The following is a 13,687-nucleotide window of genomic DNA, read 5'->3' as shown; positions in this document are numbered from 1 at the left end:
CCGGCCGCCCCCGCCGACGGGCCGGCGCGGCTCGCCGCCTACGCGCTGCGCGCCGACCGGGCGCTCGCCGCGCAGCCCGTCGACGAACTGACCACACGCGGTCCCGCCTTCCCCGAGATCGAGGAGCAGTCGGCATGACTGACGCGCCGCTGTCGCGGCCCTTCGTGGTTTCGAGCGCGCCCGCCGAGGGCGAGGTGATCGAGATCGAGGCCGGCCCGGCCGAATTGGAGAGGCTTGCGGCCGAGAACGAGGTCGAATCCGTCGAGCGCCTGTTCGCGCGGCTGACGGTGCGGCCGTTCGGTCGCGAGGGGCTCAGCGTGACGGGCGATCTCGAGGCGGCGGCGACGCGCCTCTGCGTGGTGACGCTCGAGCCCTTCGTCGAGGCCGTCCACGAGGAGATCGACGTCCGCTTCGTCCCGGAAAGCTCCGTCGCCGACGAATCCGAGGACGACGATCCGCCCGATACGTTCCAGAACGGCGTCGTCGATCTCGGAGCGGTGGCGGCCGAGTTCTTCACGCTCGGCCTCGCTCTCCATCCACGCAAGCCGGGCGTCGCGTTCGAGGAACCGAAGGAGCGCGATCCGAGCGACTCGCCCTTCGCCGCTCTCCGCGGCCTCGGCCGCCGGAACGAACCTAGTTGATCCCCCGACGTTCGCTCAGGGTTGCCTCGCGGGCGGCAGCCGCTATGGTCCCGGCGCGCCCGAACCGTCGCCCGTCGCCTGCCGACCAAGGCGCGGCCCAGTCTCGCAGGGCGAGAACATTCCGGCTCCAGGACGCATGACAGACACGGTTCGCATCGCTCTCGACGCCATGGGCGGAGATCACGGCCCGAGCGTCGTGGCGCCCGGCGCCTCGATCGCGCTGTCGCGCAAGCCTGACCTCAAATTCTTATTCGTCGGCGACGAGGCCGAGATCCGGCCGCTGCTGGACGCCGATCCCGCGCTCAAGGCGGTCTCCGAGATCCTGCATACCGACGTCTCGGTGCGGATGGAGGACAAGCCGAGCGTCGCGCTCCGCAAGGGTCGCTACAAATCCTCGATGTGGCTGGCGCTCGATGCGATGAAGAGCCGCAAGGTCGACGCCGCGATCTCGGCCGGCAACACTGGCGCGCTGATGGCGATGTCGCGGCTCTGCGTGCGCATGACGCCCGGCGTCGAGCGGCCCGCCATCGCGGCGATCTGGCCGACGCTTCGGGGCGAGTCGATCGTGCTCGACGTCGGCGCGACGATCGGCGCGGACGCCAAGCAGCTCGTGACCTTCGCGGTGATGGGCGCGGCGATGGCGCGCATCCTGTTCGACATCGAGCGTCCGACGGTCGGCCTGCTCAATGTCGGCGTCGAGGAGATCAAGGGCGTCGAGCAGGTCAAGGAGGCCGCGCGGCTGCTGCGCGAGGACGACTTCTCCACGCTCGACTTCCGCGGCTTCGTGGAGGGAGACGACCTTGGCAAGGGCACGGTCGACGTCGTGGTGACCGAAGGCTTCTCGGGCAACATCGCGCTCAAGACCGCCGAGGGCACGGCCAAGCAGATCGGCGAATATCTGCGCTCGGCGATCAGCCGGACGCTGCTGTCGAAGGTCGGCTACGTGCTCGCCAAGCACGCCTTCGACACGCTCAAGGAGAAGATGGACCCGCGCAAGGTGAACGGCGGCGTGTTCCTCGGCCTCGACGGCGTGGTCATCAAGAGCCATGGCGGAACCGACGCCGAAGGTTTCGCCTCGGCGGTGGAGCTTGGTTACGACATGGCGCGTTACGACCTGATGGAGAAGATCCGCCAGGGCCTCGCGCACGAACAGTCGACCCGCGTCGAGACCGACGAGGAGGCGCCTGCGGCGCTCGTCGGGGCCGCGTCGTGAGCCCGATCCGGTCCGTCGTCCGCGGTTGCGGCGCCTATCTCCCGTCCGAGGTCATGACCAATGAGGACCTCGCGAAGACTGTCGACACGACCGACGAGTGGATCGTGCAGCGCACCGGCATCCGCGCCCGCCACATCGCCTCGCCAGGGGAGATGACGTCGGACCTCGCGCTCGCGGCCTCCCGCGAGGCGCTCGCCGACGCCGGAATGGAGGCGAGCGAGATCGATCTGATCGTGCTCGCCACCTCGACCCCGGACAACACCTTCCCCGCGACCGCAACGACTGTGCAGGCGGGCCTTGGGATCACCACTGGCTTCGCGTTTGATCTGCAGGCGGTGTGCTCCGGCTTCGTCTACGCGCTCGCGGTCGCTGACAAGTTCCTGGTCTCGGGCCAGCAGAAGCGGGCGCTCGTGATCGGGGCCGAAACCTTCTCGCGCATCCTGGACTGGACCGACCGCACCACCTGCGTGCTGTTCGGAGACGGCGCCGGCGCCGTGGTGCTGGAGGCTCAGAAGGGCACGGATCGCGGCGTGCTGACGAGCCATCTCAGATCCGACGGCCGCCACAAGGGCAAGCTGTTCGTCGACGGCGGCCCGTCCTCGACTGGCACGGTCGGCCATCTCCGGATGGAGGGTCGCGAGGTGTTCCGCCACGCGGTCGGCATGATCACCGACGTGATCCGCGACGCCTTCGAGGCGACCGGCGAGACGGCCGAGACGATCGACTGGTTCGTGCCCCACCAGGCCAACCGCCGGATCATCGACGCGAGCGCGAGCAAGCTCGGCATCGCGCCCGAGAAGGTCGTGGTGACGGTCGACCGCCACGGCAACACGTCCGCGGCCTCGATCCCCCTCGCGCTCGCCGTCGCGCGCCAGGACGGGCGCATCAAGAAGGGCGACCTCGTGCTGCTCGAGGCGATGGGCGGCGGCTTCACCTGGGGGTCGGCCCTCATACGCTGGTGAACGGACGACAACTTCGTTCAACGATGGCGCATCGCGGCCGTTGACCCGGAAAGGTCAGACACATAGCCTTGGTCCGGCGGGGTTTAGCGCCAGACCAAAGACCGCGCGAGAACGCGGCGTGTGGGGGGACTGACAGCATGGCGGGGCGCACGGTTACGCGCGCGGATCTCTGCGAGGCCGTCTACCAGAAGGTGGGGCTGTCGCGCACCGAGTCCGCGGCTCTCGTCGAGATGGTCCTGAGCGAGATCGGAGACTGTCTGGAACGCGGAGAGACGGTCAAGCTGTCCTCCTTCGGCTCCTTCGTGGTGCGCGACAAGGGCGAGCGCGTCGGCCGCAACCCGAAGAGCGGACAGGAGGTGCCGATCCCGCCACGGCGGGTGATGGTGTTCAAGCCGTCCAACATCCTGAAGCACCGCATCAATGGCGGCGAAGGCGATCCGCCCAAGGCCGGGAACGGCGCGGCGTGAGCGAGGATCCGGAGGACGAGGGTCGCGAGGGCGCGAAGAAGGGGCCCGACGCCTTCCGCACGATCAGCGAGGTGGCCGAGGAACTCGGTCTTCCCCAGCACGTCCTGCGCTTCTGGGAAAGCCGCTTCCCGCAGATCAAGCCGGTGAAGCGCGGCGGCGGCCGGCGCTACTACCGGCCCAACGACGTCGACCTGCTGCGCGGCGTCAAGCAGCTGCTCTACGGCGAAGGCTACACGATCCGCGGCGTGCAACGCATCCTGCGCGAGCAGGGCGGACGGAAGATCGCGCAGGCAGCCGGCCTCGCGCCGGGCGACGCCGCCGAGGCCGCGCCGGAGACGTCCGCACGAGCGGTCCCGCCCGCCGGACCTGAGCTTTGGGCGCCACAGCGGCGCGCCGAACCGCAATTCTCGCCTCGTGAAAGCGATCCGGAAGGGTCTGCTGGCGCGTATTCGCTTGAGCGGACGCCGTCGTCCCAAGACAATCAGACGACGGTCGAGCCGGAGCCGGCGGCGCCACGCGCCCGCCTGACCGAGGACCAGGCCGGTCGTCTATCGGCCGCGCTCGAGGAGCTTGCGGCCTGCCGCAGGTTGCTCGCCGGGCGGTCCTGACGCAGGGCGTCGCGAGACGCGGCGTGACATCGGCAGTCGGCCGGAGAGGCGTTTCGCGTCCGGCCGCGCAGCGGAACGGGCGAGAATGGCAGCGTTGCGTAAGACCCTGGACGGCGCCTGCGCGTCGTGGCTCGCCGCCGCGGCCCTGATATGCGCGTCGCCGGAGGCCGTCAGGGCCCAGCAGCCTGCGCCGGACGCGCCGCCCGCGGCCGCCACGGCCGTGCCGGGCGTTCCCTATACGGTGACGTTCCAAGTCCAGGGCGGCGACGCCGACGTCCAGAAGATCGCGGAAGAGACCTCGACGCTGAAGACGCTCGAGAAGGAGGCGCCGCCGGGTCCGCCGGGGCTCGTCGGCCGCGCCAAGGCCGACATCGAGCGCATCTCCGCGGCCCTGATGGCCACGGGGCGCTACGGCGCGATCGTCGACGTCACCGTGGCCGGCGTCTCGGTCACGTCCGAATCCGCCGCGGATGCGGCCCAGCGCTCCCGCAAGCCCGTCCCCGCCGTCGTGAAGATCAATCCGGGGCCGGTTTTCACCTTCGGCTCGATCCGTCTCCAGCCGCTCGACCGCGGCGCCTCGGCCGCCGACATCAACCTGCGCAAGACCGGACTCGAGACCGGCAAGCCCGCGCCGTCGACCGCCGTGTTCGCGGCCGAGTCAAAGATTGTCGATCAGCTCCGCTCGGACGGCTATCCCTTCGCCAAGACCCCGAACCGCAGCACCGTGGCGGATCACGCCCGCAACCAGCTCGACGTCGTGATCCAGGTTCAGGCCGGTCCGCGCGCGCCCTTCGGCGAGGTGACCATTTCGGGGACCAAGGAGGTCGACCCCAAGGTGGTTCAGGGCCGCGTCCCATTCCGGCCGGGCGACCAGTACGACCCCGCCAAGGTCAAGGAGCTGCGCGACGAGATCGCCAAGCTCGACGTGTTCGGCTCGATCCGCGTGCGTGAGGCGACCGAGCCCGACGCCTCGGGCCGCGTGCCGATCCGGGTCGAGGTCGAGGAGAAGAAGTTCCGCTATGTGGGCGCGGCCGCGAAATACGACTCGATCGACGGCGCCGGGGTCAACGTCTATTGGGGCCACCGCAATCTGTTCGGCGGCGCCGAGAAGCTGAGGCTCGACGCCGGCGTCGGCAAGCTGATCACCAACAAGCCGGCGGAGTACGAGTATCAGCTGCGCGCGCAGTTCGAGAAACCCGGAATCTTCAGGGGGTATGACGACCTGCTCGCCGAGGTCGAGGCGCTGAGGGAGCGGCCCGACGCCTATTGGCGAGACGGCATTCGCGGCCAGATCGCGATCCGCACCAAGCTTTCGACCCACCTGTCCGCGCAAGCCGGCCTCGAGGTCGAAGCCTCGACCATCCGCGACACTTTCGGCGAGGAGAACTTCCTGCTCACGGGCGTCCCGGTCAGCGTCACCTTCGACAGCACCGACAGCCCGCTTGATCCCACCAAAGGCATCAGAGCGACGATTTCGGCGGCGCCCTACTACAACGCCCAGGGCAAGCAGAAGTCGCTGAACATCTTCGAGGGGCAGATCTCCGCCTACTGGGCGTTCGACGAGGACGGCCGCTACATTCTCGCCGGCAGGGTGGGCGCGGGCTCCATCGTCGGGCCTTCGACCACGGCCGACGTGCCGGCGAACCGGCGCTTCTTCGCCGGCGGCGGCGGCTCGATCCGCGGCTTCGCCTTCCAGAGCGCGAGCCCGCTCTGCGAGAAGATCCTGCCGCGGCCCGACAGGTCGATCCCTTGCAACGAGCGGGACGACCAGCCGGTCGGCGGCCGCAGCCTGCTCGAAACCTCGCTCGAGGCGCGCATCAAGGTGACGGACACGATCGGCGTCGTGCCGTTCGTCGACGCCGGCGCGGCCTTCGAGAAGGAGATCCCGGACTTCAAGGAGGACATCCGCGTCGGCGCCGGCCTCGGACTCCGGTATTACACGGCGATCGGTCCGATCCGCTTCGACGTCGCGACGCCCGTCATGGGGCGTGGCAAGAACGATCCGCGCGTCGCTTTCTACGTCTCCATCGGACAGGCGTTCTGACCATGGCGATCCTGAAGCGCGCCCTCATCGTCCTCGGCGTCCTGCTGCTGATCCCTGTGGTGGTGCTCGGCGCCGTCGTGGCCTATCTGATGACGGCGCACGGGCTCTCGACCGTAGCCTCGATCGTCTCGACCTATGCGAGCTCCGAAGACACCAAGATCGCGATCGGCGACATCGAGGGCGCGTTCCCCTACGACCTCACTCTGAAGGACGTCAGGCTCTCCGACCGCAAGGGCGAATGGCTGAAGCTCGACCGCGCCCGCGTGGTCTGGTCGCCGCTCGACCTCTATTCGAGCAAGCTCACCGTCAATCTCGTCGACGTCGGGCAGGTCGACGTCGCGCGCGAGCCCGAATATCCGGAGTCGTCCAAGCCCGCGCCGCCGCCCGATGCCAACGCCCCGCTGTTCCCGGAGCTTCCGATCGAGATCAAGCTCGACCGGTTCACGCTCGCCGACCTCAATCTCGCCGAGCCGGTGATCGGCGTTCCCGCGCGGCTCGCGGCCAGCATGTCGGCGCAGATCCGCCAGCCGAAGCAGGGTGTGTCGGCCGAGTTCGACCTGCGCCGGATCGACGACACGAAAGGCCAAGTCGCCGGCCGGGCGCGCTTCGTGCCCGCCACCAACGGCGTCGAGATCTCGCTGCGCGCCTCCGAGCCCGCCGGCGGGCTGATCGCCCGACTGGCCGAGATCCCCGGCCTGCCGCCGATCGACGTCGGCATGGAGGGCGCCGGCACGCTCGACGCGCTGCGCGCCCAGCTCGTGCTGACGGCGGGCGGCCAGGGCCGCATCGACGGCGCGGCCGAGGTCAAGCGCGAGAACAAGGCGCGTCGGGTCACGATCGGCCTCAATGGCGACGTCGGGCGGATCGCGCCGCCGGCCTATGCCAAGCTGGTCGACGGCATGTCGAAGATCGCCGCCGAGGCGATCGTGCCCGATCAGGGGCCGATCGAGATCGTCGACGCGACCGTCGACATCCCGGCGGTGAGGCTCGGCGCGCGCGGCAAGGTCGATCCCGACGCCGAGACCATGGACCTGTCCTACGAGCTTCGGGCGGGCGATCCGGCGCGGTTTGACAAGCTGCTGCCGCCCGGCACGCGCTGGGCCTCGCTTACCGTCCTCGGCACGGCTAAGGGACCGCTCGACCATCCGGCGGTGAACGCCACCGTCGACGGCGGCGGGCTCGCAGCCCCGCAGGGCGCAGCCGAGACCGGGCGGTTCACCCTTTCGGCCGTCCCGGACGGGCCGCTGACCAAGGAGACCACCAATGTCGCGGCGAAGGTCGACGGCTCGGCCGAGGGCGTGAAATTCGCCGACGACCGTCTGTTCAGCCTCGGCAGGTCGCTCTCGCTCTCCGCCGCCGCCGTCAGCGACCTCCGCGGTTTCGCCGACATCGAGCGGGCTGAGATCGAGCTCGCGAATGTTCGCGCGACCTATGCCGGCACGGCCTCTCCCGAGGCCGTGAAGGGCCGCGCGACGGTTCAGGCCTCCGACCTTTCCACCCTCGCGCCGCTCGTCGGCCGCCCGCTCGCGGGCTCGATCGATCTCGCGAGCGACCTCGACGTCGCCTTCGACATGTCGCGCCTCGTCGTCTCGGCCAACGGCTCCGGAAGCGGGCTCGTCACAGGCGTCCCGCAGGTCGACGCGCTGACCGGCGGCGACCTCTCGATCAAGGGCGGCGTGACACGCGCCGACGATGGCTCCTTCACGTTCCGCGGCTTCGACGCGCGGGGCAAGAACGTCACGGTCACCGCGAACGGGTCTGCGACCCGCGAGCGCGCCGACGCGAAGATCGCGGCGGAAGTCGCCGACCTCGCTTTGATCGACCCGCGCGCCGCCGGCAAGGCGACCGTCGACGCTGACCTCACCGGCCGGCTCGACGATCTCGGCGTCAAGGCCGTGGTCGAGCTCCCCAAGGGCCGGGCGCTGGACAAGACCCTGAAGGACGTCGAGATCCGGATCGACGCGACCGACGTGACGGAGGCCGCGGCCGGAACGATCGCGGTCTCCGGCAGCCTCGACGGCAAGGCGATCAAGGGCGCGGGCCGGCTCGTCACCGAGCCTTCGGGCGTCCGCCGCGTGCAGGGTCTCGACGTCGCGATCGCCTCCACGACTGTGACGGGCGACGTCGCCGTGACGCCCGAGGGGCTCGCGACCGGCAAGCTCGCCTTCGACGCGTCCGACCTGTCCGAGGTCGGCGCGCTCGCGCTGACCGAGCTCGCTGGCTCCGTCGAGGGCGACGTCGCGTTGTCGGTCGAGAACGGCGTGCAGCGGGTTGTGATCGACCTCGACGGGTCCGGCGTCGCCGCGCCCGGCGCCAAGGTCGGGTCGCTCGACGTCGCGATGACGGTGATGGACCCGGCGGGAAACCTCAGGATCGACGGCACGGTCAACGGGTCCTCGATCGTCGCCGGCGGCCAGGCCATCGACACGCTCGCGGTGGTCGCCAAGGGCGCGCCGAACGGCATGGACGTGAAGCTCGACATGGGCGCGCTGGGCTCGGCGCTCGGCGCCAACGCGCGTGTGGCCTACACGCCGACAGAAACCCGCATCGACCTGTCGCGGCTCGACCTTGCGGGCGGCGGCAAGACCGGGGGCCTCGCCGCGCCGGCCCGGCTCAGGCTGATCGGCTCCGAGGTCGCGATCGACGCCTTCTCGCTGCGGGCCGGCGAGGGCGGCGTGCTGGACGTTTCTGGGCGCGCGGGCGAGCGGCTCGACCTCAAGATCGGCTTGCGCGAGTTGCCGCTTGCGCTCGGCAACGCCTTCACGCCCGGACTCGAACTCGCCGGCATGGCGGCGGGCGGCGCGACGGTGACCGGCGCGGCCACGGAGCCGACCGTCGATTTCGACCTCAACGTCGCGGACCTCTCGATCGCGAAGCTCCGCGACGCCAAGGTCCCGGCGCTCGCCATCGCGACCAAGGGCCGGCTCGAGGGTCAGCGCGTCACGACCGATACGGCGATCACCGGGGCCGGGGGCATCAACGCCGTCGTGCAGGGCTCGGCGCCGCTCGGCGAGGGCGAGCTCGACATGACCGTGCTGGTGCGGCGCCTGCCGATCGCGCTCGCCAACGCCTTCCAGCCGGAGCTCGGCTTCGGCGGGCGGCTGGAGGCCGACGCGCGCATCACAGGGTCGGTCGCGGCGCCGAACGGGACCTATCGCGCCCGCGTCATCGACTTCACCTCGACCCGAGCTCGCGGCGTCGCGCCGGTCTCGGTCGCGGCGAGCGGCGAGCTCCGCGGCCGCAGCGTGACGACCGACGCCGCAATCACCGGCGGCGGGGGAATCCGCGCGACCGCGCGCGGCGTCGCGCCCCTCGGCGCCGGCGACGTCGACATGGACGTCGCGATCGACGAGATTCCGCTCGCGATCGCCAACGCCTTCGCCCCGGACCTTGGCCTTGGCGGAGAGCTCAAGGGCGCGGTCAAGGTCGCGGGTCCGATCGACGCGCCGCGCGGGACCTACGACCTCCAGGTCGTCAACCTGAAGACGGCGCTGGCGCAGGACGTCCCGGCGCTGAAGATCGACACGAAGGGCCGACTCGAGGGCCGCACGGTCACGACCGACACCGCGATCACTGGCGGCGGCGGCCTGAGCCTGACGGCGAAGGGCTCCGCCCCGCTCGGGCCGGGCGAGATCGACATGGGCGTCTCGATCCGCGAACTGCCGCTCGCGATCGCGAACGCGGTGAAGCCCGAGCTCGGCCTCGCCGGCATGGCGCGCGGCGACATCCGCGTCAGCGGCCCGGTCGACGCCCCGCGCGGCAACTACAACCTGCGCGTGACGGAGCTCGTCGCGGCGCCGGCCAAGGGCCTGCCGCCGCTCCAGATCGACACGCGCGGCGCGCTGCAGGGCACGCGGGTGACGACGCAGACGACGGTCACGGGGGGCGGGCTCGACGTCGCGGCCGAAGGCTCCGCCCCGATCGGGAAGGGCAACCTCGACATGACGGTGTCGCTGCGCCGCGCGCCGCTCGCGCTCGCCAACGCCTTCGCGCCCGAGTTCGGCCTCGGCGGCGAGCTCAAGGGCACGGCCAGGATCACCGGACCCGCGGACGCGCCCTCCGGCGTCTACGACGTCACCGTCGAGGACCTGACGTCGACGCAGTCCCGCGGCGTGCCCGCGCTGCTCGTCGTCGCGCGCGGCGATTTCTACCCGAAGCGCGTTGCGACCGACGCGCTGATCACCGGCGGCGGCGGCATACAGGCGTCGGCGCGCGGCTCGGCCCCGATCGGCGAGGGCGATCTCGACATGACCGTCGGTCTCCGCTCCTTCCCGCTCGCGCTCGGCAACGTGTTCGCGCCGGATCTCGGCCTCGCCGGCGAGGCGCGCGGACAGGCGCGCGTGACGGGGCCGGTCTCGGCGCCGGTCGGGACATACGACCTGACGGTGACGGGCCTGACCAGCGCCAAGGCCAAGGACGTGCCGGCGCTCGAGATCGCCACCAAGGGCGAGCTCCAGGGCGCGCGCGCGACCACCGACACGACGATCACCGGCGGCGGAGGCCTGAGCGTCGCGGCGAAGGGCTCGGCTCCGCTCGGCGACGGGGACCTCGACCTCGGCGTGACGATCCGCGAACTGCCGCTCGCTCTCGCCAACACGGTGCGGCCGGAGCTCGGCCTCGGCGGCGTGATGCGCGGCGACGTCCGGCTGCGCGGACCCGCGACGCGACCGGTCGGCGATTACGACCTCAAGATCTCCGACCTCACCGCCGCGCGAGCCAGGGCCGTGCCGCCGCTCCAGGTCGCCGCCGTCGGCGCTCTGCAGGGCGAGCGGGTGACGACCGACACGAGCGTCACCGGAGCGGGTGGCGTCAGCCTGACGGCCAAGGGCTCGGCGCCGATCGGCGAGGGCGACCTGGACATGGCGGTGGCGATCCGCGAGCTGCCGCTCGCGCTCGCCAACGGTTTCAGGCCCGAGCTCGGCCTCGCGGGCGTGCTGCGCGGCGACGCCAGGGTCACGGGGCCGGTGTCGGCCCCGCGCGGGAGCTACGATCTCGCCATCTCGGACCTGACCGCCACGCCGGCCAAGGGCGTGCCGGCGCTTCAGGTGGTCACGAAGGGCGCGCTCGAGGGCGACCGGGTCACGACAGACACGACGGTGACGGGCGGCGGGGGCATCCAGCTTCTTGCCAAGGGCTCGGCGCCGATCGGCGCCGGCGACCTCGATGTGGGCGTCACGATCCGCGAGCTGCCGCTGGCGCTCGCCAACGCTTTCCAGCCCACGCTCGGCCTCGCCGGCGTGCTGCGCGGCGACGCCAGGGTGCAGGGTCCGCTCGACGCCCCGCGCGGGACCTACGACCTCGCTGTCACGGGCCTGACCGCCGCGCAGGCCAAGGGCGTGCCGGCGCTCGAGATCAAGACCAAGGGCGCGCTCGAAGGCCAGCGCGTCACGACTGACACGGTGGTGACGGGCGGCGGCGGGGTAAGCCTGACGGCCAAGGGCTCCGCGCCTCTCGGCGCCGGCGACGTCGACATGGCCGTCGCGATCCGGGAGGTCCCGCTCGCGATCGCCAACGCGTTCCAGCCTTCGCTCGGGCTCGGAGGCAAGCTGCGCGGCGACGTGAAGGTCGCGGGCCAACTGACCGCGCCGGTTGGAAATTATGACCTGAAGGTCGAGAACCTCACGGCCGCGCAGGCGAAGGGCGTGCCCGCGCTCCAGATCGCGACGCGCGGGACGATGGAAGGCCAGCGCGTCACGACCGACACCTCGGTCACGGGCGGCGGCGGGGTGCGGCTCACCGCGAAAGGCGCCGGGCCGGTCAACGGCTCGGGCCCGGTGGAACTCGCTCTCGACATCGCCGAGGTCCCGCTGGCCGTCGCGAACGGCTTTTCGCCGGGCCTCGGCCTCGGCGGCAAGCTCGCCGGCAAGGCCAACGTCGCGGGCACGGTCGCGGCCCCAACGGGCCGGTACGATCTCCGCGTCTCCGGTCTGACCGCGGCGGCCGCCAAGGGCGTTCCGCCCTTGCAGATCGTCTCGAAGGGCGATCTCGGCGGCGGACGGGTGACGACCGACACGGCGCTGACGGGCGCCAGCGGCCTCCGGATCACGGCGAACGGCTCCGCGCCGCTCGGCGCCGGTCCGCTCGACGTCACCGTGCTGATCCGCAATGCGCCGCTCTCGCTCGCCGACGGTTTTTCGTCTGGCCTCGGCGCCAACGGCTCGCTGCAGGGCGAGGCGAAGGTGGGAGGCACGATCGCCGCTCCCACCGGGACCTATTCGCTCAAGGTGAGCGAGCTCTCGACCCGGGCGACCCGCGGGGCCGGCGTGCCGGCGGCCGGCATCGACGCCAAGGGCCGGCTCGACGGCAAACGGATCTTCACCGACACGGTGGTGACCGCCGCACAGGGCCTCAGGGTCACGGCGCGCGGCTCGGCGCCGCTCGGCGCCGGCGACCTCGACCTCACGGTCGAGGGCCGCGCGCCGCTGGGCTTCCTCAACGACACGCTGTCGGTCTCGGGCGACCGCATCGACGGCGTCGCGAGCTTCGACGTGAAGGTCGGCGGTCCGACCTCGAGCCCGCGCGTCAACGGCGCGGGCGGCCTCACCAACGCGTCCTATTCGAACCGGGCATCGGGCCTTCAGCTGCGCGGCATGTCGGCCTCGATCGCGGCCAACGGGACCAATGTCGAGGTCCGCAGCCTGCGGGCGACCACCCGCAACGGCGGCACGATTTCGGGCTCCGGCAGGGTCGCGGTCGACCCGGCGCGCGGCTTCCCCGGAGAGATCAATTTCCAGGCGCAGAACGCTGAGGTGATGGGAACCGACATCGTCACCGCGATCACCGACGCCAATCTGAAGCTGCAGGGTCCGCTCTCGCGGCGCCCGGTCGTCAACGGCACGATCCGCACGCGCTCGGTCGAGATCCAGATCCCGGACCGCATCCCGGCGCGCTACACGCCGCTGCCGGGCGTGAAGCACATCCATGCGCCGGCCGCGTTCACGCGCCAGCAGGACGTCGTCAACGCCGGCGAGAGCAAGGGCGGCGGCGGCTCGAAGGACGACGCGTTCCTCGCGACCCTCGACATCACGGTCGAGGCGCAGAACCGCATCTTCATCCGCGGCATGGGCATGACCGCGGAGGCCGGCGGCGAAATCAAGATCGCCGGAACGTCGGCCGAGCCGCAGCCAGTCGGCAAGTTCGAGCTCCGCCGCGGACGCAGCTCGATCACCGTGATCGGCAAGCGCCTGAACTTCACGCGCGGGCAGATCGGTTTCGCGGGCGACCTCGATCCGACGCTCGACTTCCTGGCCGAGACCCCGGCGAAGGGCATCACGGCGCAGGTCGTGATCACCGGCACGGCGTCGAGCCCCAAGATCGAATTTACGTCGAATCCCGCGGTTCCGCAGGATGAAGTCCTGTCGCGCCTCTTATTTGACAAATCCTCGGGCGAGCTTTCGCCGAGCCAGGCCATCACCCTGGCTCAGGCTGTCGCGCAATATTCGGGCATGGGCGGCGGCGGGGCCGGACCGCTCGATGGACTGCGCAAGGGGCTCGGGGTCGATACGCTCGACATCGGGGCGGGGGACGGGGGAGGCTTCGGCGTGGGCGTGGGACGCTACATCTCCGACAACATCTATCTCGGCTTTCGGCAGGGCACGACGCCGGAGACCTCGGGCGCCACCGTGAACATCGACATCACCAAGAACATTAAGGCGCAAGGCATGGCGGGCGCTGGCGGCAACACTTCTGCGGGCGTCGCCGTCGAATGGGATTACTGAGGGGGCGCATTGCCGTCGGCAGGAGCGGCGGGTC

At 71.1% G+C, this 13,687-nt stretch carries 7 protein-coding genes; all 7 read left to right on the top strand.

What is annotated here, in order from left to right:
* Positions 1-134: 134 nt before the first annotated feature.
* The 7 genes from EK403_RS22195 to EK403_RS04545 all read left to right on the top strand — a co-directional run bounded on the left by EK403_RS22195 (position 135) and on the right by EK403_RS04545 (position 13,653).
* Positions 135-641 carry a YceD family protein gene (locus tag EK403_RS22195; protein ID WP_164919494.1) on the top strand — a complete coding sequence of 169 codons (507 nt, stop codon included), beginning with the start codon at positions 135-137 and terminating at the stop codon, positions 639-641.
* Between the two features lie 136 nt (positions 642-777).
* Positions 778-1,854: a phosphate acyltransferase PlsX gene (plsX, locus tag EK403_RS04570; RefSeq protein WP_128776321.1), complete on the top strand. Its 1,077-nt coding sequence runs from the start codon at positions 778-780 to the stop codon at positions 1,852-1,854.
* Positions 1,851-2,816 (top strand): beta-ketoacyl-ACP synthase III, encoded by a 966-nt coding sequence (locus tag EK403_RS04565; protein ID WP_128776320.1) that lies wholly within the window; start codon positions 1,851-1,853, stop codon positions 2,814-2,816. The genes plsX and EK403_RS04565 overlap by 4 nt, the downstream gene beginning before the upstream one ends.
* Before the next feature lie 137 nt (positions 2,817-2,953).
* A complete protein-coding gene (locus tag EK403_RS04560; protein WP_128776319.1) occupies positions 2,954-3,283 on the top strand; it encodes an integration host factor subunit alpha in 330 nt (109 codons plus the stop codon).
* A complete protein-coding gene (locus EK403_RS04555) occupies positions 3,280-3,891 on the top strand; it encodes a MerR family transcriptional regulator (RefSeq protein ID WP_128776318.1) in 612 nt (203 codons plus the stop codon). The genes EK403_RS04560 and EK403_RS04555 overlap by 4 nt, the downstream gene beginning before the upstream one ends.
* 85 nt (positions 3,892-3,976) lie before the next feature.
* On the top strand, positions 3,977-5,935 hold the full coding sequence (locus EK403_RS04550; RefSeq protein WP_128776317.1) for an autotransporter assembly complex protein TamA: 1,959 nt from the start codon (positions 3,977-3,979) through the stop codon (positions 5,933-5,935).
* 2 nt (positions 5,936-5,937) lie between these two features.
* A complete protein-coding gene (locus EK403_RS04545; RefSeq protein ID WP_128776316.1) occupies positions 5,938-13,653 on the top strand; it encodes a translocation/assembly module TamB domain-containing protein in 7,716 nt (2,571 codons plus the stop codon).
* Positions 13,654-13,687 lie beyond the last annotated feature (34 nt).

This window comes from Hansschlegelia zhihuaiae (assembly GCF_004103825.1).
Lineage (GTDB): Bacteria > Pseudomonadota > Alphaproteobacteria > Rhizobiales > Methylopilaceae > Methylopila > Methylopila zhihuaiae.
The sequence above is the reverse complement of the archived record's forward strand: the minus strand, read 5'-3'. Positions and strand labels throughout refer to the sequence as shown.

What these genes read in the sequence shown, in the direction of transcription:
- EK403_RS04560 (WP_128776319.1), top strand. Translation starts at nt 2,954, where the DNA reads ATGGCGGGGCGCACGGTTACGCGCGCGGATCTCTGCGAGGCCGTCTAC.
- EK403_RS04545 (WP_128776316.1), top strand. Translation starts at nt 5,938, where the DNA reads ATGGCGATCCTGAAGCGCGCCCTCATCGTCCTCGGCGTCCTGCTGCTG.
- plsX (WP_128776321.1), top strand. Translation starts at nt 778, where the DNA reads ATGACAGACACGGTTCGCATCGCTCTCGACGCCATGGGCGGAGATCAC.
- EK403_RS04550 (WP_128776317.1), top strand. Translation starts at nt 3,977, where the DNA reads ATGGCAGCGTTGCGTAAGACCCTGGACGGCGCCTGCGCGTCGTGGCTC.
- EK403_RS22195 (WP_164919494.1), top strand. Translation starts at nt 135, where the DNA reads ATGACTGACGCGCCGCTGTCGCGGCCCTTCGTGGTTTCGAGCGCGCCC.